The 23,195-nt window shown below is 56.8% G+C and carries 22 protein-coding genes and 1 pseudogene; 12 read left to right on the top strand and 11 right to left on the bottom strand.

Annotated features, from left to right (window positions below):
• Positions 1-35 precede the first annotated feature (35 nt).
• The 3 genes from ACRBB0_RS12875 (at position 36) to ACRBB0_RS12865 (ending at position 2,394) form a co-directional block, all read left to right on the top strand.
• On the top strand, positions 36-866 hold the full coding sequence (locus ACRBB0_RS12875) for a glycosyltransferase family 25 protein (protein ID WP_431374841.1): 831 nt from the start codon (positions 36-38) through the stop codon (positions 864-866).
• A gap of 147 nt (positions 867-1,013) precedes the next feature.
• Complete coding sequence (locus tag ACRBB0_RS12870; protein ID WP_431374880.1) at positions 1,014-1,655, top strand: polysaccharide pyruvyl transferase family protein; 642 nt, start codon at positions 1,014-1,016, stop codon at positions 1,653-1,655.
• Positions 1,648-2,394: a Stf0 family sulfotransferase gene (locus ACRBB0_RS12865; RefSeq protein ID WP_431374840.1), complete on the top strand. Its 747-nt coding sequence runs from the start codon at positions 1,648-1,650 to the stop codon at positions 2,392-2,394. Before ACRBB0_RS12870 ends, ACRBB0_RS12865 begins: the two co-directional genes overlap by 8 nt.
• A gap of 58 nt (positions 2,395-2,452) precedes the next feature.
• Here the strand turns inward: ACRBB0_RS12865 and ACRBB0_RS12860 are convergent, their stop codons facing one another.
• The 4 genes from ACRBB0_RS12860 to ACRBB0_RS12845 all read right to left on the bottom strand — a co-directional run bounded on the left by ACRBB0_RS12860 (position 2,453) and on the right by ACRBB0_RS12845 (position 6,874).
• On the bottom strand, positions 2,453-3,388 hold the full coding sequence (locus ACRBB0_RS12860; RefSeq protein WP_431374839.1) for a hypothetical protein: 936 nt from the start codon (positions 3,386-3,388) through the stop codon (positions 2,453-2,455).
• A 57-nt stretch (positions 3,389-3,445) separates the two neighbouring features.
• Positions 3,446-3,853, bottom strand: coding sequence for a hypothetical protein (locus ACRBB0_RS12855; RefSeq protein ID WP_431374838.1), 408 nt, complete (start codon positions 3,851-3,853; stop codon positions 3,446-3,448).
• A gap of 489 nt (positions 3,854-4,342) precedes the next feature.
• Positions 4,343-5,434: a ParB/RepB/Spo0J family partition protein gene (locus tag ACRBB0_RS12850; protein WP_431374837.1), complete on the bottom strand. Its 1,092-nt coding sequence runs from the start codon at positions 5,432-5,434 to the stop codon at positions 4,343-4,345.
• Positions 5,435-5,437: 3 nt separating this feature from the next.
• On the bottom strand, positions 5,438-6,874 hold the full coding sequence (locus ACRBB0_RS12845) for an AAA family ATPase (protein ID WP_431374836.1): 1,437 nt from the start codon (positions 6,872-6,874) through the stop codon (positions 5,438-5,440).
• Between the two features lie 523 nt (positions 6,875-7,397).
• Here ACRBB0_RS12845 and ACRBB0_RS12840 point away from each other — a divergent pair.
• Genes ACRBB0_RS12840 through ACRBB0_RS12815 form a run of 6 tightly spaced genes read left to right on the top strand, consistent with a single transcriptional unit; the run spans position 7,398 to position 12,181 of the window.
• Positions 7,398-8,570 carry a replication initiation protein gene (locus tag ACRBB0_RS12840; protein WP_431374835.1) on the top strand — a complete coding sequence of 391 codons (1,173 nt, stop codon included), beginning with the start codon at positions 7,398-7,400 and terminating at the stop codon, positions 8,568-8,570.
• A 45-nt stretch (positions 8,571-8,615) separates the two neighbouring features.
• Entirely contained in the window at positions 8,616-9,197 is a 582-nt protein-coding gene (locus ACRBB0_RS12835) for a TetR/AcrR family transcriptional regulator (RefSeq protein ID WP_431374834.1), read from the top strand.
• Positions 9,181-9,945, top strand: coding sequence for an enoyl-CoA hydratase/isomerase family protein (locus ACRBB0_RS12830; protein WP_431374833.1), 765 nt, complete (start codon positions 9,181-9,183; stop codon positions 9,943-9,945). The genes ACRBB0_RS12835 and ACRBB0_RS12830 overlap by 17 nt, the downstream gene beginning before the upstream one ends.
• A gap of 13 nt (positions 9,946-9,958) precedes the next feature.
• Positions 9,959-11,446 (top strand): AMP-binding protein, encoded by a 1,488-nt coding sequence (locus ACRBB0_RS12825; RefSeq protein ID WP_431374832.1) that lies wholly within the window; start codon positions 9,959-9,961, stop codon positions 11,444-11,446.
• Entirely contained in the window at positions 11,439-11,795 is a 357-nt protein-coding gene (locus tag ACRBB0_RS12820) for a MaoC/PaaZ C-terminal domain-containing protein (RefSeq protein ID WP_431374831.1), read from the top strand. Before ACRBB0_RS12825 ends, ACRBB0_RS12820 begins: the two co-directional genes overlap by 8 nt.
• Positions 11,792-12,181 carry a phosphate acetyltransferase gene (locus ACRBB0_RS12815; RefSeq protein ID WP_431374830.1) on the top strand — a complete coding sequence of 130 codons (390 nt, stop codon included), beginning with the start codon at positions 11,792-11,794 and terminating at the stop codon, positions 12,179-12,181. Before ACRBB0_RS12820 ends, ACRBB0_RS12815 begins: the two co-directional genes overlap by 4 nt.
• Before the next feature lie 82 nt (positions 12,182-12,263).
• Here ACRBB0_RS12815 and ACRBB0_RS12810 read toward each other — a convergent pair whose 3' ends face one another.
• From ACRBB0_RS12810 to ACRBB0_RS12780, 7 genes are all read right to left on the bottom strand, one after another.
• Positions 12,264-13,184: an alpha/beta fold hydrolase gene (locus ACRBB0_RS12810; protein ID WP_431374829.1), complete on the bottom strand. Its 921-nt coding sequence runs from the start codon at positions 13,182-13,184 to the stop codon at positions 12,264-12,266.
• Between the two features lie 240 nt (positions 13,185-13,424).
• Positions 13,425-14,159 (bottom strand): alpha/beta fold hydrolase, encoded by a 735-nt coding sequence (locus tag ACRBB0_RS12805; protein WP_431374828.1) that lies wholly within the window; start codon positions 14,157-14,159, stop codon positions 13,425-13,427.
• Positions 14,156-15,208, bottom strand: a complete 1,053-nt coding sequence (locus ACRBB0_RS12800) for a branched-chain amino acid ABC transporter permease (protein WP_431374827.1) — start codon at positions 15,206-15,208, stop codon at positions 14,156-14,158. The genes ACRBB0_RS12805 and ACRBB0_RS12800 overlap by 4 nt, the downstream gene beginning before the upstream one ends.
• A 10-nt stretch (positions 15,209-15,218) precedes the next feature.
• Positions 15,219-16,253: a branched-chain amino acid ABC transporter permease gene (locus tag ACRBB0_RS12795; protein WP_431374826.1), complete on the bottom strand. Its 1,035-nt coding sequence runs from the start codon at positions 16,251-16,253 to the stop codon at positions 15,219-15,221.
• A complete protein-coding gene (locus ACRBB0_RS12790) occupies positions 16,250-16,987 on the bottom strand; it encodes an ABC transporter ATP-binding protein (protein WP_431374825.1) in 738 nt (245 codons plus the stop codon). Before ACRBB0_RS12790 ends, ACRBB0_RS12795 begins: the two co-directional genes overlap by 4 nt.
• Positions 16,980-17,744 (bottom strand): ABC transporter ATP-binding protein, encoded by a 765-nt coding sequence (locus tag ACRBB0_RS12785; RefSeq protein ID WP_431374824.1) that lies wholly within the window; start codon positions 17,742-17,744, stop codon positions 16,980-16,982. Before ACRBB0_RS12785 ends, ACRBB0_RS12790 begins: the two co-directional genes overlap by 8 nt.
• Before the next feature lie 76 nt (positions 17,745-17,820).
• Positions 17,821-19,002, bottom strand: a complete 1,182-nt coding sequence (locus tag ACRBB0_RS12780; protein ID WP_431374823.1) for a substrate-binding domain-containing protein — start codon at positions 19,000-19,002, stop codon at positions 17,821-17,823.
• Positions 19,003-19,279: 277 nt separating this feature from the next.
• Between ACRBB0_RS12780 and ACRBB0_RS12775 the strand changes: the two genes are divergently transcribed.
• From ACRBB0_RS12775 to ACRBB0_RS12765, 3 genes and pseudogenes are all read left to right on the top strand, one after another.
• Positions 19,280-21,214 carry a PAS domain-containing protein gene (locus ACRBB0_RS12775; protein ID WP_431374822.1) on the top strand — a complete coding sequence of 645 codons (1,935 nt, stop codon included), beginning with the start codon at positions 19,280-19,282 and terminating at the stop codon, positions 21,212-21,214.
• A gap of 107 nt (positions 21,215-21,321) precedes the next feature.
• The gene (locus ACRBB0_RS12770) at positions 21,322-21,888 is read left to right on the top strand and encodes a glycosyl hydrolase 2 galactose-binding domain-containing protein (protein WP_431374821.1); all 567 of its coding nucleotides are present in this window, start codon (positions 21,322-21,324) and stop codon (positions 21,886-21,888) included.
• A gap of 12 nt (positions 21,889-21,900) precedes the next feature.
• Positions 21,901-23,195 (top strand): annotated as a pseudogene (locus ACRBB0_RS12765) (glycoside hydrolase family 2 protein); the annotation flags it as partial.

The following is a 23,195-nucleotide window of genomic DNA, read 5'->3' as shown; positions in this document are numbered from 1 at the left end:
GGTATCCGTTTTTCGAACCACCAAGGAAATGACCGTTGCAGACATCATACTCGGATCTTTGGCGCTTTTTCGATACCATTTATGTTGTCAGCCTTCCAACCTCGCTTGATCGTCGGGAATATGTGGCCGAACATCTTGCATCTGTCGGAATCACCCAGTTTTCATTTCATGACGCTTGTGGCCCGGATCACCCGGATGTGGACCGCATTGTATCCGCCAATTTGGTACATCAGTTTCCGCCGTGCTTTCGCTGTGGCAAGCTGTCTTGCGGGCGCGATGATTGCAACAATCAGCTGATCCCGCCCCAGATCGCTGTCTTCGCCAGCTACCTGAATCTTTGGAAGAAAATCGCCACAACGCCTCAGCGGGCGCTGGTGCTCGAGGATGATGTGATAATTCACCCTTGGTGGCCCAAAGTTCTTAGGTTTCTCGCCAAGAAAAACGCCACTGGCGAATTGGGCTTTGCTGCTGATCAACCCCGGCTGCTTCGAATGGGTTGGGCCCTGAACAAAGATCACGAAGACACTGATTGCCGTATCGAAGACGTGCTCAAGATGTCTAATCCTGCCCACGGTTTGACATCGGCCTTTGCGCAAGCCCTGTTGGATCGATTTGAGCGGGTGAACCACACTGCCGACGTGTTTTTGCACCGCGATGCCCCCCTGCCCGGCGAAGCCGTGACGGTCTTTCCGCCGCTTGCCTCTGAACTGTCGTGGTCAGATGGCAGATTTTCATCGCTCATTCACCCAAAAGACAACCACGCCGCCTATCTTGAGGCGCAGGGTCAAGTGCAACAGGCCAAGGCCTATCGTGACCTCGTCAAGACCCATATGGCGCAAATCGCCCACGCGTCTAAATCGGGGTAACGCAAGGTGAAAGAGCCTCTCTATATCAAGTACTTCTCGGGCGACATTAACGCAGGGGACTTGGCCAGCCCCTTTCTCCTCAGCAAAATTAGTGGTCGCGAAGTGACCCCAATAACCCTGAACGCAGCCTCGTCTGTTCAGCATTATATGTGTGTAGGCTCCACCCTTATGCATGCGGATGAAAACAGCGTCGTTTGGGGCACCGGCATCATGAAACCCACCCTTCAGCCGCGCGCCAAGCCGCTCAAAATTCTGGGGGTGCGCGGGCCGTTGACCAAAGTCCGCTTGGAAGGTCTTGGCTATACTGGCGTGCGCATGATCGGCGACGGGGCCTTGTCGATGGCCAAGTATTACAACCCGTCGGTAAGTCAAAAATATGATTTTGGGCTGATCCCCCATTACGTCGATGAAGACGAACCTTTCTGTGACGACGTTCGCCAGCGTGGCGGCGCAGTCATAACCGCGCAACAGGACCTGACACCGTATCTTGATGCCTTGGTGCAATGCCGGCTGATCATCTCATCGTCTTTGCATGGTCTTATCTTTGCGCATGCCTATGGTATCCCTGCAATCTGGATCAACCTAAGCAACCGCGTCGTCGGTGAAGGCTTTAAATTTCGCGACTATTACGCCTTTATGAAGGTAAAAGCGCGAAACATTCCGATCTGGAACCAAGAGTCTGACTTTGCAAGCAATTTGGCCCTGGCGACTTGCCCTGCCCTGCCCGAAGTTTGCAGCCTCGCCCCCGAGCTTTTGTACACAGACCTAAAGGCACGTGGTCATGTCTGATCAGGGTGGGCCCCGTTGGGATCAATTTGGCGCTGAGTATGATCAGCCACCCTTTGTCGGAAAACCCAAAACCTATGTCATCGCCTCATCCGGGCGGTCAGGCAGCCATTTTCTGGCCAATCTGCTGTTTCACACCGGGCAACTCGGCAGCCCGTTGGAATACTTACATCCCAAACACCGGATGCGTTGGCAGAAAGACTTGAATCAATCAAACCTGCGCGGCACTTTAAGGGCCCTGATGGCGCGGCGCAGCTCTGCGTCGGGATGGTTTGGCATCAAAGCCCACTGGTCGCAGTTTTCGACCGTTGCCCGCCGTGAGCCGCTTTTGCGTTGGCTCGACGTGCAATCCTACATCCGGTTGGATCGAACTGATCGGGTGGCACAGGCCGTATCCATGGAAATCGCCAAACAAACCGGCGCCTGGATCAGTTGGCAAAAACCAAGCCAAGTGCCCGTTTTTGATCGTGCCGCGATAGCAAAAACCATTGAGGAATTGGAAACCGAGGATCAGGCATGGGATGCCTTCTTTTCCAGTGTCCAAGCGCGCCCTATCCGGGTGAGCTACGAGGACCTTACCCAAGACCCCCAGTCCGTCACAGCTTCGATCTGCAAAGCCTTGGACGTTCCGGTTCCTCCTGCGGCTGTTGACCTGGCCTCTGCCCCAAAGAAACAAGCAACGACGATCAATGACGACTGGGTCACGCAATACCGATCCGGGTCGGCGTTCTGCCCAAAGTAAAAGCACCCCACGAACCAAATCGCGGGGTGCCTTGAATTCGCCAAGTTATCAGGCGCGTTTAGACGCAGCTTCCTGTGCCAGATAGAACAACCCATGCACCTTGCACGCGGGCACAAAGAGCGCCTGAGTTATCATAGTAAAGCATGCCGTCACCAACCGATACAGTGGGTGCTGCCGCCTGTGGCTGCATGACCATGCCACCTTCGCGGGTGAAGCGGAACTGAACCCCTGAGGTTCCTACAGCGCTGATTTTGAACGTGTCGTTTCCAGCAAGACCGCTTTCCCACTCCACACCCAGAGCGGTGTCTTCAAAGCGGGCGTTTACAGCACCTGAACGACTTAGGTGAAGCGGACTATCTGGCGTCGCCGTCCCAATACCAATGTCACCCGACGATCCCAAAATCGTCAAAGCGTTTTGCGGCGCGTCGGGGAAGATACGGAACGGCAATGCGCTACCGTTTGTAACATCACGAACGAAGAAGTTCGCTTCGTTCCCGGCCAAGTCCCATGTTTGGGCCGTAAAGCCGCTGCTGCCGTTTTGCTCAAGACGCAGGGTCGGCGAGTTGCCGGACACGACTTGCAGGTCAACAATCGGAGTTGAGGTGCCCAAACCAATCCGGCCACCATCGTCGACATAAAGAGAATGCGATGGCGCAGACGCTTCGATTGTGAACGGGGTACGACCGCCGTCGATATCGTCAATCGAGAATTTGTTGGCGCCGCCATTGGACGAATCGTTGGCCGTCAACTGCCAGTCATTTGTCGGAAAGCTCGCCGAGTTCGACGTATCTTGGAATTTGATCCGCAGGTTGTTTTCTTTCAGGCGGATCGTGTCAAAGCCAAAGCTTTCACCGTTTACGCAATCTTGGCCTACGCAAAGACTGCCTGTGGCGATCACGTCGTCAACAAACACCTGGTCAGCCTGCGCTATCCCAGCTGTAAGGCCAAGCGCGGCAATGCCTGCGGCCAAAGATCGATCAAATGTTCGTGTCATGTTAAATCTCTATCCCTTGTTAATGGGGGGGGTGTACAGCAACTGGATCGCACCAGCTTACTCTTCTTTTATGTCTTCTGGGGTAATGATTACTCCACGTGACACAACAAATGATCCCGACATGAAGAACGATTTTGTTTGTGATGTGGCAACTTGCTCACGGCCGTTATCAATCGGATTCGCAATATCTTCAACCTCTTCGGTCGCAGCATTCAGCTCATATCGGTAAACACCATCAAGCGCGGCCCCCCGTTCCAGCTCATAAACCGGTGTTCCATTCGCTGCGTAAACTGAGACAGTCTTGCCATTGGGTGCGGATACAACAAGCGTCGCACTCGATAGGCCAATCCAGTTTTCAAACCAGACCGCGTTAGAGTTGTGCTGTTGCACCGGATCAACGGTGTCCGAGGCCGCAGCGCTGAGAACACCACAGAACAGGACAACAATCGCATAGACCAAACGCATAAGGGTCTCCCTAAATGGCGCAGCGTTTCTTTAGACCAACCCGCATGACGCAATTTTTAGTTGCAACTACACGGACCCGATTCATGTTAACGTAACGGTAACGAATTTCAATTCCAAAATCAGCCTGTCATGTCTGGCAGGATGACTGGTGGAATGCCAGACGTTTATGATGACAGACGATTCTTGTGTTTGTTGCCGAATATGCTTCTTTGCTTCGCGCGCCTGAGCCGCCGGAAAGAGTTGGGTATCGACGCCCTCACTTCAGCCCGCCAGATCCACACCGTTTCAGAAGTTTTCAGAAGGTCCTACTCGTCAGGCGCTTTGAAGTTTCGTACCATTAGCGTGGCCAATCAGATGCCCTCACCCTTAGATCGACAGGGGTCCAGCGCCCCTATCCTTGACAGGTCACCACCATCATAACGCATCGTTCGCACGCCCGGTCAGGCTCTTAAGATTTTGCCTTTAGGTTTCGCGGCGAAACCAGTGGCCTCACGGCCGCTCAAGGAGCCGCTGCAATTCCAAAACCAACACGTCCATCATCTCGTTGTCGACCGCGCGACCGCCAATACGGATAACATACCCGCGGCTGTCTTCTTCGCGTTTGATGACGTAACCCGTCGAGGTCTTAACCTCTGCCCCCTGCCCCTTGATCCGGGCCTTTTTGGTCGGGCGCCCACCTTTGCGATCGTCTCTCGCATTGTCTTCAAACTTCGCCACTTCAGGCTCAAGAACCGCCCATTCCGCACTGGCACTGTCGATCAATGAGCCACCCAACGCCTCGCGCAAGGCTGTCTCAGCCCCGCCCCGCAGAGCCGCTGCCACCCGCAACCCCTGCTTCTCCGAGAGCGCCTCAGGGAAGGCCAGCAGATCACCGAGCTCTTCAAAGATCAGGGCAAAGCTGCGGATCTTTGAGCGCTTGGCTTTTGAGGCTGCGCTGAACATTTTGTTCACCGATTCTTCGGTGCTGGCAAAGACGCCCATTTGCACCGCAATCGAAGAAATGCGCCCCCGTTCAAACGGGCTCAATCCCGCCCGAATTTCGTTTTCCTCAACCATGGCAGCAAACGCATCTGGCACCGAACCGGGTTGACGGATCAGGGCTTTGATCGTGCTGTATTTGCTTGCAGTGGTCAGCGCCAAAAGCGCCTGCACAGCCTTAAAACGCCGATACCCAGACAGAATGCCGTACCGAACATTCCCGTCCGGCTTATCAAGCTCATAAAGCTCAATCGGGAGCCGCAAACCGCTCGCGGCGATGGAGGTTCTGAGCTCCATCATATCGGCTTCGGCCAGCTGCGCGCGGTCACGCACCATGTCTTCGGGGTTGATCTCCTCCAAGGGTATTTCGCGGATCAACAGGCCTGCGGCTTCGCTCTTTTGCATCTCTTTGGCAATCGACGCATTGCGGGCGTTTTCGGCCCTGACATCGGGGTCGGTTACCGGTACAGACTGCGCCGCCTCTGCCGCGACCTGCGCGATCGGAGCCATGGGTGATGCCCCCGAGGTTTCGCGGCGAAACTCCTCCTCGATACGGTTCAAATCCGCGCTGGAGGGTGCTGTTAATTTACGTCGCCTTGCCATGTCTTATTCCTCCATCCGCTGCTTATCTGGCCCCGGCGAATCTGGCCCCGGCGTATCAGCCTCGTGCGTATCCGGCATGTTCACGTCACGCCACCACGCCCCCAAAATCAGCTCCTTCACCTCGGCCCAAGTCCGGTCGAAAGCTTCCCGGCCACGCACGTAGGTGTCTCGATTGAATTCGCGATAGTCCGCTTCGTAAATGCCCGAAACCTGCTCTCCGGCTTGCCCCACCATCGCGGTAAAATCCTGTCGGTAGGTGGTCATAAAATCCCCGAAATAGGCTTGGATCACATTCGCCAAGTCGGCCTGCTGGCCAGCATCAAACCGGGTGATCAAGGCCCGCACCGCATCCCATTCGAACCGCACTTCGTCCAATCCTTCCCGGCGACGCATGGCGTTCTCGCCTTCTTCAATCGATGCAAAAGTCGAATATAGCATGTCGAAAAATCGACCCGTACTATCAAATTCCAGGAACGACGCACCAAGCGGAACCAGCAAAATATCCGCCGCCGACAGCGCGTTGATGGTCAGGTAACCCAAGGCTGGCGGCGTATCGAGAAAGATGATGTCATATTCATCCAAGAGCCCCTCGGATTCGAGGAAGCCGTTCAACGCATCCCACAAGGGCCACCCGCGCGACTGCATGCGCCAAACCGGCACCTGAAACTCAGCCCAGTAGAGATTGAGCTGCGCGCCGATCAAATCAATATTGGGCCAATGGGTTGATTGGATGACCTGTTTCGCATCGAAATTCAACGCCTCGGTCAGGGTCTCGTCAAAGGGCAGGGGCGGTTGACCGGCCGCCTCCCGAACTTGGTTTTCGGCCTGCAAATGAGTCGCGAAATGCTTGGCCAAAAGCGGGAAGGCCGTTTGCCATTCATCGTTAACGTCACCGCCCATAATTGACGTCATCGAGCCCTGACTATCGAGGTCAATGACCAACACTTTGTAACCATCCAGTGCGGCGGACATAGCCAAATGTGCACAGGTCGAAGTCTTGCCCACACCGCCCTTGAAATTCGCCACAGCCACGGTTTTGGCCGCAGCATTTTCGGGGCGATAGGGGCGATATTCGCGGGTGCTCACACCTTCCTCGGCAAAGTGATCGCGCAGCCTCAAAACATCATCAAGGCTAAACCATTTCGAGCCACTTTCCCCCGTGCCCTGCGGCAAGTCAGGATTCGATTTCAGCACACGTCGAAAATGCGCCGGAGCGACAGGAATCAAATAGCGACAAACCTCCCAGGTTGAAAACCGGCGCAGACGCTTTTGCCCGTCGGGCATGTATCCACGCTTGGCCAGATCATCCCGACCCTTGGCGGCAAAGGCTGCGGCCTTGGCGAATCGTGTTGTGGTGATAGGATCAGACAGCTTCTCGGCTGCGGCTTTGGGATCAATATTGAAATACGGCGGGGGAGGGGTTTTGCCTGCGGAGTTCATGTGTTCCTCATGATGTTCGCAATTCTGCGTTATATACGACGAACTATCGCACATGAGATGCCAAAAGGGAATCAGCTTGTGGAAAAACCGGGCTGAGATGGTCTTGAATGACAAAATCCAAAGAAAAATGCCAACAGCAAGGTTGAGAATCTTTTAGGACTTTAGAATCTTTGACTTCGAAATTTTAACTTACATCAGCGAGTTAGAGGTGTTTGGGCGCCTGTATACAGGGGTTAGGGGACCAGTCTACGGGACGAGCGGCACCCGGTTTCGGGGCCAAAGGGGCCGATTCGCAGGAAAGAGGGTGCCAACCCGCGGGAGAGCCTGTTTCGGCACAAGTTGCTGTGAAATCTCGCATGCTCTCTTGGCAAAAGGCCCCATGGCGATCCCGTAAACAGGTTCCTTTCACCCTAAGGGGACCCAAATACAGGAGCGAAAGGCCCTGTGTTTGGGAACCTAATCCTTTCTTGCCGACGGGTTCCTTAACGGCCATAATCGCCGAAAAACACAAGAGCAGCCAAAGATGGACCCGATTCCCAAGGATAACTTAACCGGTGCCTTGCGCCGCGATAGCGTGAAGAAGAACGTGGCGGCCATCCATGTGTCTGGAAAGCTGTCGCTGCTGCAACGCAAACTGAGCAATGTTTTGCTGTTGAATGCCTATGACACGCTGGTCACGCAGGGCAGTCACCGGATCGACGCGCGTACGCTGTGCTTGATGATCGGTTACAACTCAAACGACACCGAAACGCTTAAAACCGCGCTGCGCGGATTGGCCGAGACGGTGGCGGAATGGGACATGCTGGATGACAAGGGGCGACAGGAATGGGGGGTTTCGGCGCTGTTGAGCTATGCAAAACTGCGCGATGGAATCTGTGAATATGCCTATTCACCCGCGCTTGCTGAAAAGCTTCACGACCCCAAAGTGTTTGCGCTGATCAACCTGAATATTCAGCGCCAGTTTACCGGCGGCCACGCCTTGGCGCTCTATGAAAACTGTTTTCGGTTTGTGAATACCGGCAGCACCGGTTGGTGGGAGCTTGAGGTGTTTCGGCGCCTGATGGGCGTGGACGGGTCGGATTATTATAAAAGCTACAAACAGCTGAATGCCAAGGTGATCAAGCCTGCGGTGGCCGAGGTGAATAAGGTGTCGGATATAATCGTGACGCCTGAGATCCGCAAAATGGGCCGGTCGGTCAGCGGGCTTCGATTTAAGATCAAACGCAATCCTCAGCTCGCGATGATGAATATCGACGATGGCGAAGGCGTGCGCGGCGGGGTGGTTTATGCACGGCTGCGCGACCTTGGGGTGAGCGACCGTTTGGCCCGCCAATGGATCGGCCAGCATGGCGAAGACTTTGTGGCGCAAAAGGTGGCTTTTGTGGATGCCCAGCCCGGCGTCAAAAGCCCGGCGCGCTATCTTAGTGCTGCGTTAAAGGACGGGTTTGGAGGCGAGTTAGAGACTGTTTCGCCGCAGTTAAGCGCCCGAGCGGCACGGCTAAAAAAGGTACAAGACCTTGTTTCGGCGCGCTCGCCCACGCAACGTGATGCGGATCGACGGCTGTTCCTAAATGGGCTGAGCGACCCGGCCGTGCGATTGGACTTTGAAACGCATGGCTGGATGTCGGCCCTAAACGCCGATGCGATTTTTGCGTTCTGGGAAGAGCTTGAACCGGGGGCGTTTGACGGGCTGTAGGGGCTTGCAATATAAAATATGAACGAGTATTCATGTTTTATGGCAATGACGGCACCCAAAACAAAACGAGGCGCGGCACGCAGAGAGATGATCCTGCGGGCGGCGGAAAAGGTATTTGGCGATCGGGGCTTTGCGGCCTCAACCATCGCTGATCTGGCGCGCGAAGCGAACACCGCTTTGGGGACGTATTACATCTATTTCGAAAGCAAAAACGCGGTGTTTCGCGAGCTGGTTCTCGAGATGGGAACATTGACGCGCCGGGTGATGAGCGATGCGGTTGCCAGCGCGCCAAACCGGCTGGAAGCGGAGCGGTTGGGGCTGCGTGCGTTCCTTGGATTTGTGGCGGAACGCCCGGCGTTATACCGCATTGTTGAAGAGGCGCGCTTTGTCGACCCCGAGGCGTATAAGGACTATTTCACCGAATTTGGCGCGGCTTATCGTGAGCAACTTGAGCGCGCGGTTGAGGCGGGTGAGATCACGGATGGAGATGCGGAGGTGCGGGCCTGGGCGCTGATGGGGATCGCCAAGAACCTTGGTGATCGCTTTGCGCTGTCCGACGAGCCGCAGGATTTGGACGAGGTGACCAACCAGGCGTTTGACTTGATCCGAAATGGATTGGCCCCCTGAGATGACCGGTTTGGTGCAGATCACGCATAGGGCAGGGGGCGCGCGGATGCAGTTGAGCGCCCCACGCGCCAATGCGCTTGAGCCAGAGTTCCTGGACGACATGCGCCGTGGATTGGACGCATTTGAGACTATTTCACCGCAAACCGTGATGATTTCGGCCGGCCGCAATTTTTGTTCTGGCGGGGATGTGGCCCGGTTTGCGGCGGCGGTTGAGGCCGGGCAGGGGCGCGCATATGCGCGGCAGGTTGTCCCCAGATTGCAAGAGATCGTTTTGCGGCTTGTCTCTATGCCTGCGATTGTTGGAGTGGCAACGCGCGGGGCGGTGACCGGCGGCGGGGCAGGGCTTTTCTTTGCGGCTGATACGGCGGTTATGCACCCAAGCACATTTGTGCAGCCCTATTATGCACAGGTCGGATTTGCCCCGGATGGCGGGTGGACGGCTCTGCTTCCCGAGCGAATTGGGGTTACGCAGAGCCTAAATTGGCTGTTGGACGACCGGCGGGTTGGGGCCGAGGCCTTGGTGCGCTTGGGATTGGGCGCAGCGGTGGACCCTGAGCCGGAGGTGGCTCTGGAAGCCATGCTGGAGCAGGGCAGCATCCAAATGCGGATGGCCGCAAAGCGATTGATTTGGGATGACGCGCGGCGAGCGGCATTAGAAGAACGGCTTGGGGCGGAAACGGCGGCCTTTGAGGAGAGGATCGACGCGCCCGAAACCAAAGAGGGAATGAAACGTTTTCTACATCCATGAGGAGAGGATGCAGATGTTTGATTTGATACCGGATATGGCGGCGAAACGGGCCGAGTTGAGCCCAAACAGAGCCGCATTTCGCGATTTTGAGAGCGGTGAAGATTGGAGCTTTGAGCGCGTGAACCGGGCCGCCAATGGGCTGGCTGATGGGTTGGTTGCGCAGGGGTTGAAGGCGGGGGATCGCGTGGCGATCCTGTGTTCAAATTCGGTGGCGTTTTTTGTGGCGCTGTTCGCCTGTCAAAAGGCCGGGATGTTGCTTTGTCCGCTGAACTGGCGGCAACCTGCGCCGGAACTTGTTGCGACATTGGAGCCGTTTCCACCCGGTGTTGTTTTGCATGATGAGACTTTTGCAGCCCCCGCCCGCGCGGTCGCCGAACGATTTGCGGCAAAAGCTGTGCATTTGGACGATGCGGCGCAATGGATGGAGGCCGGAGGGGCAGGCGGAGCGGGGCAGATTCCGGCCGAGCGCCCTTGGTATTTGCTGTTCACATCAGGCACGACCGGGCGGCCCAAGGCGGTGATCCAAACCGCCAGGATGGCCTGGGCCAACGCGGTGAATATCGGGCAGGCGATCGGGCTGACCGGGGCCGATGCGTCGATCAACTTTTTACCGCTGTTTCACACCGCTGGGATCAACCTTTATGCGCTACCGGTGTTTTTGAACGGCGGAGTGTCGACGGTGCTGCCGAAGTTTGACGAAACCCAAGTTCTGAGCCTGTTGAAATCCGGCGAGGTAACGCAGTTCTTTGGCGTGCCGGCGGTCTATCAGGCGCTAAGCCTTGCCGATGGGGTTGATCAGGTCGATTGGACCAAAATCCGCTGTGGCTGTGGCGGTGCGCCGCTGTCAGAACCGTTGATCCGGTTCTTTGCGCGCCGGGGCGCGCGGGTTTTGAACGGCTTTGGCATGACCGAAACCGGACCGACGGTGTTTTTGATGGATGAAGCCCACGCGGAAGCCAAAATCGGATCAGTCGGACGGGTGCAAATGCTTACCCAATGCCGGTTGGACGGTGTCGCAGATGGGGCGGAAGGATCGGGCGAGATCGAGTTGAGCGGGCCGAATATCACGCCGGGGTATTACCAGAATCCAGAGGCGACCAAGGCGACGTTTACCGAAGACGGTTGGCTGAAAACCGGCGATGTCGGGCGGCGCGATGCGGATGGGTTTGTCTATATCGTTGACCGGATCAAAGATATGTTCATCTCGGGCGGCGAAAACGTCTATCCGGCCGAGGTTGAACGGGTCTTGGTCCAACATGACGCGGTTTTGGAAGTCGCGGTGATCGGTGTGCCTGATGACACCTGGGGCGAAACCGGCGCGGCGTTTGTGTTGCCCAAACCGGGAGCGGCGCTTGATATGTCGGGGCTGCGGGCGTGGTGCCGCGAGAGATTGGCGGGATACAAAGTGCCCGCGCATGTGTTTGCGGTCGAAGATTTTCCCCGCACCGCCGCCGGAAAAATTCGGAAACCTGAGTTGAGAGAAGGATTTACCCGTGGTTGAACTTGCTGCGATCTGGTGCCCGAGCCAAGCGGATTTTGACCTGTTCGCCCAAGTCTCCGGGGATGATAACCCGATCCATGTGGACCCGGAGTTTTCAGCCGGATCGGCCTTTGGTCGGACGGTCAGCCATGGGATGTTGATCTATTCCAAACTTTGGGGGCTGATCTGTGCGCAGCATCCCGGTGCGCAATCGGTGCGTCAGGCGATGATGTTTCCCAACCCCTGTTTCACCGGTGAAGAGGTGCGGCTTGAGGTGACGGGCGACATACCGGGTGCCGTGGCGATGCGGGCGGTGCGGATTATGGACGAGGCCGAGCTCTTCGTCGGCGAGGCAGAGGTGGCGCTATGAAACTGGGCGATAAGGCGGAGTTGGAGCGGGTGTTTTCGGCGCAGGATTTGGCGGGTTATGAGAGCCTTGCCGGGGCGCGCGGAGATTATGTGCCAGAGCCGCTGATTGCGGCGTTGTTTTCCTATTTGCTCGGGGTGAAATTGCCGGGGCCGGGGACGAATTACCTCAAGCAAGAGATTGGGTTTGTGGGGCAAGCGCCGCTTGGGGCGGCCTTGACAGCCAGCGTCGAAGTCACCCGATTGCGAGAGGACAAAAAGATTGCTGATCTATGGGCCAAGGCGGTGCTGGGAGATGGCACTGTGGTCGCCGAAGGGCGGTCTTTGGTCAAATATGCTGATACTGGCCGTGCGCGGGCATTGGATGAGTTGGGCGGGAATAGAGCCTAAATAATGCAAGGCAGGGGCCATGTAGACCACCTGCCTTGCTATCGCGGAACCTCAGGAGACAGACGAGGGATGCCGCGACAATTCAGAGAGCTTGCAAGAAGCTTTGTAGATCTTTGCCGGTTTGCGCCGGGCGGTCGAGCATGGGCAAATGCCCACATCCGGCCGGGGTAATCAAAGTGCTGTTGGGCAAAGCAGCGGCCAACAGCTCTGCGCCATTAGGGTGGAAAATCCGGTCATCGCGACACCAGATCACCAGCGATGGCATGGTCAGTTCGGGTGCGATTTGGTCGGTTGCTGTCACTTCCGAGCTGTTCACACTGTCCCAGATCATCTGATTGGCATCGGCGCGGGCGATTTCCTGGGCGGCCCATGTCCGGGCCAGGGGCCGCGGTAGAAACGGCTCTTTGGGAAAGAGCCATGCCATGCGGGCGTCGTATTCTGCCTGAGTTGTGACCACCAGCGGCGCGGTGCCGTTGGCGATTGCGGTTTGCATGTCGGACGGGGTCGGAGTGGTGACCCCGACCGGGCTACCGATATAGGACAGGCTGAGAATGTTGTCAGGGCGTTGCGCGGCCATCATCGTGGCGATCTGAGAGCCCATGGAATTGCCAACAAGATGGAAGCTGTCGATGCCAAGCGCGTCCAGGGTTTCATAGATATTGGCGGTTTGCTGGGCGAAATCATAGTCGGCGGCGGGCAGCACGGGATTGTCGCCAAAACCGGGCAAATCCAGTAGGATGAGGCGGTACCCGTTAAGCTGGCGGGTCATATCTAGCCAATGCTCTTTGCGCGCGAAAATACCATGGAGGAAGACCACTGTTTCACCCGACCCACCTTCGAGGTAGGTGATCGGCCCGCGCGAGGTTTCGACCTGTTTAGGCTCCATTCCGGTGGCGAGATGCAGGGTGGACAGCAAAACCGACGCGGCTTTGGTGGGCCAGATTTCGGAAGCGGCAACGACCCCGGCGATCAGCAGGGCGAGGGTCAAAAAGAAACGTTTCATTAAAAGCGTCCGCCTTGTGGCAAGTGAACCAAACTGTTTACTTTTACGTTTGTAAACCGATTGGTTCACTTTTGAAAAGGGGTGTTTTGACATTTTTCACCTGTCAGTCCGTTTTGCCAACATGGTGTTTCTGTATGAAACGGGCCTGAATCCTGGGTGGGGTGTCTTGGGTGAGCGCTTTGGGAATGTCTGTTAGAAGCGGTGATGTGGATCACGGTGCTGGGGCCGGGTGATCTTTTGCTAAAGATCGGCGGCAAAATCCTTGAGCGTGTCAACAAACGCCTGCGGCTCTTCAAGATGCGGGCTATGGCCTGAATGGGGGAATGTGTGGGTTTTGGCGTTGGGGGCGGTTTGCGCCAACCATTGGGCCGTTTGGGCGGAATAGACCCTGCTTTTGGCACCAAACCCCACGAGGTAAGGCACGTCAATCTTGGCGATAGTGTCGCGTAGATCGAGCGCCATCATCTCATCCCAATAGGCCGCCATAACGGCCGGATCGTTTGACAGGATTTGCGCCAGCGCCTGATCGCGTGTGAAACCGGGGGCCCCGGATTTGGTGGCAAACATGGTTGTGGCGATCTTTTCCGCCGCTTGGGGCCAGTTGTGATGGATTTCCAGAGTTGTGGCGGCCTGGCGTACGGGTGTCTGGCCGATCAAACCATGCGGCCAATCCGGTGTGGCAACGGGTTTGGGGCTCATGTCCAGTGTCACAAGGCCGCTGATTTGCCGGGTGCCGTGCCGGGCGATGTAGTTCCAAGCGATGGCGGCACCCATGGACCAGCCAACCACAAGAGAGGGGCCGTTGCTCCACAGCAGATCGCGCAACTGCTCGGTGCAGTTTTCCAGCGTTCCGCTTTTGGCGATGTTGGCACCATGGCCGGGCAGATCGGGCGCAATGGCGTCGAATTCTGCCGAAACAAAGTCAAAGAGCGCGCCGCGCATGGTCCAGCCATGGAGGAAAATCACCTTGGTCATTTGTCGCCCCGAAGCCGACCAACAATGCCGGTGGGGAAGAAATAGACCGATAGGATAAACAACACTCCAAGCCACAAGAGCCACCGATCCGGGTCAAGCAATCGTGAGAGCAGGGGGAGGAATTCGGTTGCGGTGGCGGCGCTTCCCATGAGGTCTTGGAGATAGGTTTGCGCCAAGACGAGCAGGGTTGCGCCAATGGCCGCGCCCCAGATCGTACCCATGCCGCCGATGACGACCATCAACAACAGATCAAGCATGATGGCAAAGCTGAGCGTGGTGTCGGGGCCGACATAGCGTAGCCAGAGCGCAAAAAGTGACCCCGCCAGCGCGGCGATGGCGGCGGAAAGGCAGGTGGCAACCGTGCGATACCAGACCACACGATAGCCGATGGCTTCGGCGCGAAAGTCATTCTCGCGGATGGCCTGGAGCACGCGGCCAAACGGCGAATTCACCACGCGCAACATCAAGAGGAAGAGCGCAACAGAGCAGATGAAGATCAGGTAATAGTTCAACAGTTTCCCGGTGATTTTGGTGCCCGCGAATTCGCCCATACGGTTGGCTGGGCCGAGCGCTTTGGGGATTTTGAAGGTGAACCCGTCTTCGCCCCCGGTGAGCCATGACATTTGGCTGACCAAAACCGCGACGGCCGAGGCTACGGCCAGAGTGATCATGGCAAAGAAAATGGCACGCACGCGCAGTGAAAACAGCGCGATGACAAAGGCGAGGATGGCGGCAAGGATCGCGCCGCCGGTCGCACCAACGATCAGCGCCCCAAAGCCACGGCCCATATGCAAAGACGCAAGGCCAACACCATAGGCACCGATACCAAAAAACATCGTGTGAGCAAAGCTGACAACGCCTGTGTAGCCGAGCAACAAGTCGTAACTGGCGGCGAGGACGATAAAGACCGAAATGCGCGCCGCGGTGTCGAGCGATCGCACGCCGGGGAACAAAAACGGTGCAAGGGCGAGGCCAAGGAAGATCGCCAGAACAACAAGGGTGAGGATACGCGAGCGCGGGGCGTCGCCGGAGATGAGTGACATGATCATGGCTTGGCCCTCACTTCGCTTTGACAACGGGCATCATGCCCTGAGGCCGCCACATCAGGATTGCGGTCATCAGCCCGATATTGGAGATGAGCGCCAGTTTCGGTTCCAAAAACGCGATGTAGTTTTGCAGCAGGCCGACCAAGAGCGCCCCGATAAACGCGCCTTCGACCGAGCCAAGCCCGCCGATGATCACGACGATAAAGACAAGGATCATCATTTCTTCGCCCATGCCGGCGGTGATGACCTCTTGGTAGAGGCCCCACATGGTGCCGCCCAATCCGGCGAGCGCAGAGCCCGCGACAAAGACGCCGATAAAGACGATGCGCAAACGGTAGCCGAGCGCCTCGACCATTTCGCCGTTTTCGACCCCGGCGCGCACGATCAGGCCAATTTTGGTGCGGCGGAACGTCAAGCGCATGGCGATGAACAAGATGAGGCCGATGGCGACGGCCAACAGGCGATATTTTTCGAGCGCGGCCCCCCAGAAGGTGATTGAGCCTTTGAGCATTTCAGGGCGGGTGAGAAAGATTTCCTCGGGCCCCCAAATCACATGGATCATTTGTTCGATGACGATGAGGCCGCCAACGGTAACAAGGATCTGTTTGAGATGCGCACCGTAGACCGGTTTGACGATGATCCTCTCAAACGCCCAGCCGAGCAGGCCGGTGACGGCCATGGCTGCAAGAACCGCCAAAAGGATGGCGGCGAGGTTGAGGACGAGAGAGGGCGCACCGGCCCAATGGCTTAGGCCAAAGAGCACCGAAACGCCGACAAAGGCCCCGACGGAAATGAACGCGCCATGGCCAAAGTTGATCACATCCATCAGGCCAAAGACCAACGTCAGACCCGAGGCCATGACAAAGATCATCATGCCCATGGCAAGGCCCGACACGGTAAGTGTGAGCCAGCTGGAGGGATTGCCGATGGCGAGGAATCCAAGCACGACAAGGATTGGCACCAACAGGACGGGCAGGGCCGTTGCGATACGTTCGGTCAGGGGGATCGACGCAAAGGTCGGTTTGTGATCAGGGGCGAGGGTGGTCATGCGCCGGCCTCCATGCTGAGGCCCATCAGTTGTTCCTGGAGCGCGGTGTCAGTGGCAAGGGTTTGCATGGTGCCAGACCAGGTGATGCGTCCGTCTTCCATGACTGCGGCGTAGTCCCCGATGGCTTTGGCGACGGCGAAATTCTGTTCGACCATCAATATACTGGCCCCTTGATTTTTGAGCTCCTTGAGCGCGGCGGCCATGGTGGAGACAATGGCCGGGGCAAGGCCCTTGGTGGGTTCGTCGATCAGATAAAGTTGACGCTCTTCGGCCATGGCGCGGGCGATGGACAACATCTGTTTTTGACCACCAGAAAGGTTCCCGGCCTCGGAGGTCCAAAAGGTTTTGAGCGGTGGGAAGGCGGTGAAAATCCAATCGCGTCGCGCAGGATCAAGCGGGCCAGAGACGGCGGCGAGGGTCATGTTCTCTTCGACCGTCAGATCGGTGAAAATGCCCATGTCTTCGGGCACAAACCCAATGCCAGCACGGGCGCGGGCCGGGGTCGGGGCCTGGGTGATGTCTTGTGCGTTAAAGGTGATCGTGCCTTGGCGCGCCTTCCACAAGCCGATGATGGTGCGCAGGGTTGTGGTTTTGCCGACGCCGTTGCGGCCCAAAAGCATGGTCACCGCGCCGCGTTCGACACTCAGATCGACGCCATGCAAGATGTGGTATTGGGCGATGTCTGTGTGGACGTCCTGAAGCGTTAGGATTGGGGCGGTTGTGTGATCAAACATCGGCGAGCTCCTTGCCCATATAGGCATCTTGGACAACGTCCGAGGCCATCACCGTCGCCGGATCGCCATCAGCGACCAATGCGCCATTGTGCAAAACGATGATGCGGTCCGCGAGGGTGCGGATCACGTCCATCTTGTGTTCGACCAAAAGGATGGTGCGATCACGCTCGGCTTTGAGTTCGGCGATGAGATCAAGGACAACCGGGGCTTCGTCAACGCTCATCCCGGCGGTGGGTTCGTCGAACATATACACCTTGGGATCAAGCGCGATGAGCATGGCAACCTCAAGCTTGCGCTGGTTGCCGTGGCTGAGTTCGGACACGGTTTGGGTTTTGAGCGTATCAAGGCGGACGCGTTCCAGCACCGACATGGCCTCGACCGTGACGGCGTGGTGGCTGTCGGCAAGGCTGAACAGCGAGGCGCGCGCGCCGCGATGGGCCTGAATGGCGAGGCGGACGTTTTCCAGCACGGAGAGGCCGGGAAACAGGTTGGTGAGCTGAAAGGCCCGACCGAGGCCACGCTGGCAGCGCTCGGAGACAGACAGGCGGGTGATGTCATCACCCATCAACGCGACCCGGCCCGAGCTGGCGGGAATCTGGCCGGAAATCAGGTTGAAATAGGTGGTTTTGCCTGCGCCGTTGGGGCCGACAATCGCGGTGAGTTCACCGGCGTGAAAGGCACATGTCACGGCATCCACCGCGACATGCCCGCCAAACCGCACGGTCAATCCGTCCGTTTCCAGAAGCACCTGGTTCATCATTTCGCCTATAGATCAGAGGGGGTTAGGTGCAGAGGAGCCTGTTGTCACGAACAGCCCCTCTGCGCGCTGCGCATTATTGGTTGCGCAGCGGGATCTTCATCTCATCCAGACCGATTTCGCGGACCAGAACCGGGACGCCGTAATCTTTGCCGTCCTGAATTTCAGTGCGGAAATGATACATCGGCTGCATGGCCTGGTGATCTTCGGCGCGGAAGACCATTTTGCCCTTGGGCGTGTCCCACTCCATGCCTTCCATCGCGGTGATCAGGGCGTCAGTGTCATCGGCCCCACCGGCTTTTTTGATTGCCTCAACCACGGCGATGCCTGCAGCCATACCACCAGCGGTGAAGAAATCGGGCGGGGTGCCGTGACGGTCAAAATGCTCTTTGACGAGCCACTCATTCACCGGGTTTTGCGGGATTTCGTAGTAGTAATAGGTCGCCCCTTCGAGGCCGGGCAGCTCTTTGTAGGCTTTCAATGCGGCCAGAATGTTGCCGCCGGTTGCGATCTCAACCCCAAAGCGCGACGGATCCATAGCGTTGATTTTCGACATCGGATTGCCGCCACCGGCCCAGATGATGAACAGCTTTTTGTTGCCGTCTTCCCCCTGCATGGCGTTAAAAATCCGCTCGGCCGCAGCGGTGAAATCGGTGGTGTCGGTGGGAACATATTCTTCGTGGGCGATTTTGGCCCCTGTGGCTTCGAGCGCCTCTTTGAACGCCGAGACCCCATCACGACCAAAGGCGTAATCCTGCGCCAGAGTCGCAATCGTCACCCCGTCGCCACCCAGGGCAACCGCGTTGGAAATCGCATCCTGAGACGAATTGCGACCGGTGCGGAAAATGTAGCGGTTCCAGGCCGAGCCTGTGATGCTGTCGGCGACGGCAGGTTCGACGATCAACACACGTTCGTATTCTTCGGCGACGGGCAACATGGCCAGCGCCACACCCGAGCTAACCGGACCAACGGCGATATGGGCGTCATCGTCTCCATAGGCTTCGGCCAACAAGCTGCGGCCCGTGGCCGGGTCAAGCTGGGTGTCTTTTTCGATCACAACGATTTTTTCGCCGTCAATTTCCATGGTGCCGCCGGTGGCATATTCCAGCCCCATCATCAGCCCGTCATGGGATTGTTTGGCATAAGCCTCAAACGGGCCAGTCTTGCCATAGACATGGGCAACGCGAATTTCCGCACTGGCCGCTGTTGCAAGGGCCAGCGCCAAAACCGCCACCCCGGATTTCAAAAACCTGGTCATTGTTGTTCCTCCCATTCGCTCTCTCCTGTCTAAATGTGAAACATGAATCACAATTCATGTCAACGATTCAGATCATCGTTTATTGAGCCATTTGACGGACCATTTGCCGGGTGGCGGACGGGGCGAAGACGGTGACATTTGAAACCCAAGAGCCGGGGTGCGGAGTTTTTGCGCAAAGGGCTGAGTTGCTGGCCTAAATGCCATGTGTGAGTTGCCAGATGCAGGAAACTGGCTACTCTGGTCGGGCAGAGGTAAGAAAAGCTTAGGGATTTGGAAAGTGACACGACCAGACGAGAGGTTGTTTGCGGACCTCCACGAACTCGACCCTGACATATTGCCCGAAGCCCTCAAGATGGCGAACGTCGGGGTGCTCGTTCTGGATTTGATCAGCAATCAGGTGCAGTTAAGCGAAGGCTTGGCGCGTCTGTTTGGGGTCGATGCGACCAGGCCCATGAGCGTGCAAGAGCTGCGAGAGCACTTTATGCACGAAGATGATCGCCCCATCGCCCAAGAGGCCATGCGCGCCCATCTGGAAGAGGGCAAACCCTATGAAATAAAACTCAGAAGTCGCCATGGAAGCGGCGAATACCGATACCTTGCGGCCAAGGGTTTTGCCATTCGAAGGGAGGATGGCACCCCCTATAAGATGGTCAGCGTTTTGCAGGATGCCGACAGTTTGGAACGGTCAAAACGAACGTTTCGAATGGCGGAACGTTTGGCCAAGGTCGGCAATTGGCATGTTGATTTGGAAACCGGATCGTCTCGCTGGTCGGACGGTATGTTTGTGATCCACGGGCTTGAGCCAAGTGACAAGCCTGCGTCGATCACCTGGCTGCGTAGCCGCATTCACCATGACGATATCGAGATGGTCGATCAAACGATTGAGGCGGCAATTAAAACCGGTGAACCGTTTGGATTTACCAGCCGGATCTTTCACGCAAGCGGTGACATTCGGTTTGTGCGGGTTCAGGGTGAAATTGAGATGGGGATTTCTGGCCGCGCCATTGGCCATTATGGCACATCGCAAGACGTCACGGATGAAATCCACCGCGAGGCGGTGTTGAGGCAGTCGCAAAAACTTGAAGCGGTTGGCAAGCTCGCTGGTGGTGTGGCGCATGATATCAACAATCATTTGGCCGTCATTCTGGGCAATCTTGAACTGTTGACCGACGACGAAACCGATCCGTCGCGGCTTCGGGCCATTAATGCGGGCATTTCAGCGGCCTTGAACAGCGCAGAGCTGACTAAAAACATGCTGAGCTATGCGCGCAAAGCTCCGCTGGACCCCAAGCCGCTGAACCTAAACACCATGATCGCGAGTATGACAGACTGGTCGCTCAGAGCCTTGCCCGCGAATATCGAAATTCGCACCTCACTGGCGCAGGATCTCTGGATTGCGGAGGCGGATCAATCGCTGGCGCAAAGTGCTGTTTTGAACCTGTTGATCAATGCCAGAGACGCCATGCCCAGCGGTGGCAAGATCACCATTGAAACCTGTAATATGCATGTTGATCAAGACTATATCTCGGACCGGCACGAGGATCTGGAGCCGGGGCGCTATACGGTTCTCTCCATCAGCGACACGGGGCATGGCATCCCTGAGGATAAGCTCAATCTGGTTTTTGACCCGTTTTTCACTACCAAAGCCGACGGACTGGGAACCGGGCTCGGGCTTTCGATGGTGCAGGGGTTTTTGAAACAGTCAAAAGGCACGCTGCGGGTCTATTCCGAAGTTGGGGTCGGCACGACGTTCAATATGTTTTTCAAAGTGATGGATGATGATCTTGGCGAAAGCGTCCCTGATCCTGAGCCCGAGCCGGTTTTGACGGTCAGACACCGCATTTTGGTCGCAGAAGACAACCCCGATGTGGCCAAATTGCTTGAGGCGACGCTCACTGCGGCGGGGTTCCAAGTCACGCTTGCGGAAAGTGGCGATCACGCAAAAGAGATATATCTGAACGACGGCGCATTCGATGTTTTGTTGACTGACATTGTCATGCCGGGGCAATTGCAGGGGCCGGGGCTTGCACAGGAATTGCGCAAAATACGCAGTGATCTGCCGATTGTGTTTTTGTCGGGATACGCCAATGAAGCCAAAGTGCATGGCAATGGATTGCGCCGGGAGGACATCCGGTTGGTCAAACCTGTGCGGCGCAGCGATTTACTGGTGGCGATCAACCGGGCTTTGTTATCGGCAAAAACGTCAAACTGACGTCGAAGGCCCGCCCGGTGGCGGGGCATGTTAGCGGTAAACTAATCATTGCAAACCCTCATTTGGTGCCTCAGATTGCGAAAGAGCAGTGAAGGTGGGGAATTACGGTGTCCATTTACGAAGAAACTAAATCGATTTCGGTATTTGGTGGTAAAGGGGGTGATGAGGGGGGCGGTGTGATGGATGCACCCTTATCGCTTTTGGGCAGTTGGTCAGTGTCCGACCATCTTGGGGAATTCCAATTTGAAATGGATTTACCGGGCGATATTGTGAGTGCGATGGCGGATCGCGGCCTGATACCGGACCCGTATTGGGGGCAAAACGAGTATGACGTGCGCTGGATCGCGGACCGGGATTGGACCGTGCGCTGTCAGTTTGAGGTACAAGACACAGCGCAGGTTTTGGTGGTGTCCAAACTGGATTGTGTGGCGCGTATTGAGGTGAATGGCCGCGTGGTTCTTGAGGCGCAAAACGCCTTTCGCCGTTATCGGGTTGATCTGTCAGAGGTGCTGGAACGAGGGCAAAACGACATTGCGATCACCTTTGCATCACCGACCAAGGCGGCCAATGCCGCACAAGACGCGCAACCGTTTTTCGTTCCGTACACTAAGAATTTCCCGGTTCCGAATGGCAATATGCTGCGCAAGCCGCAATGCGATTTTGGCTGGGATTAGAACGCCGCCCTGATGCCGAGCGGGCTTTATGGTGAGCTGTCACTTGAGCCGCTCAGCGAAGTGCGCATCGCCGATGTCTTGGTGCATCAGGACCATCATGATGGTCTGGTGCGCGTGCAGATCACGGCGCTGATTGAAGGGCAGGCGCCAGATTGTCAGGCAGAGTTGTGCGGAGAGCAGACACCGGGGCGCATGATCGGGGATCGGGCCATTTTTGATTTTGAGATCGAGAACCCGGACCTGTGGTGGCCCGCAGGGCAGGGGGCGCAACCGCTTCACGAGCTGGTTGTGACTGTGGGCACGGCGGTTGCGAGGCGAAAAATTGGCCTGCGCGACATGCGTCTGATATCGGAACCCGATGACATCGGGCGCAGTTTTACCTTTCAGGTCAATGGACGCGATGTGTTTGCCAAGGGGGCCAACTGGATTCCCGAAGACGCGCTGCCCGGTAAAACAAACCCCGACATGTTGCGCGATTTGCTGACCTCGGCGGTGCAGGCCAACATGAATATGATCCGGGTCTGGGGCGGCGGTTGGTATGAAAGCGAGACCTTCTACGATCTTTGCGATGAGCTTGGGCTGATGGTGTGGCAAGACGCGATGTTTGCCTGTTCGCTCTACCCGGCGGATGATGCGTTTTTGGCCGAAGTTGAGACGGAAATCATTGATAACGCCCGCCGTTTGCAACATCGGGCATCTTTGGCGCTTTGGTGTGGCGACAATGAAATGATCGGAGCGCTGACGTGGTATGAAGAAAGCATCGCGGATCGTGACCGCTATTTGGTTGCTTATGACCGGCTGAATCGGACGATTGAAAAGGCGTTGAAAGCGGTGGATCCGGGCGTCAATTGGTGGCCGTCATCGCCGTCGCCGGGCCCGCTGTCTTTTGGAGATGCGTGGCATGATGACAGCTCGGGCGATATGCATTTTTGGTCCGTTTGGCACGAAGGTCGTGACTTTGAGCATTACCGCGATGTGCAGCCGCGGTTCTGTTCTGAATTCGGGTTTCAATCTTATCCGTCGATGCCGGTGATCAAACGGTTTGCCGCGACTGCCGACCACAACATTGCGTCGCCTGTGATGGAGAGCCACCAGAAAAATGCCGGTGGTAACGCCCGCATCGCCGAAACCATGTTTCGCTATTTTCGGTTCCCGGTGGATTTCCCCAACTTTGTCTATCTCAGTCAGGTGCAGCAGGGCTTGGCGATCCAAACAGCGGTGAGCTATTGGCGCAGTCTCAAACCGCATTGCATGGGCACGTTGATCTGGCAGCTAAATGACACATGGGGGTCTGTTCCGGCTGGGGG

Source organism: Pelagimonas sp., assembly GCF_050633425.1.
GTDB lineage: Bacteria > Pseudomonadota > Alphaproteobacteria > Rhodobacterales > Rhodobacteraceae > Pelagimonas.
This window is presented reverse-complemented; position numbering and strand designations above follow the sequence as displayed.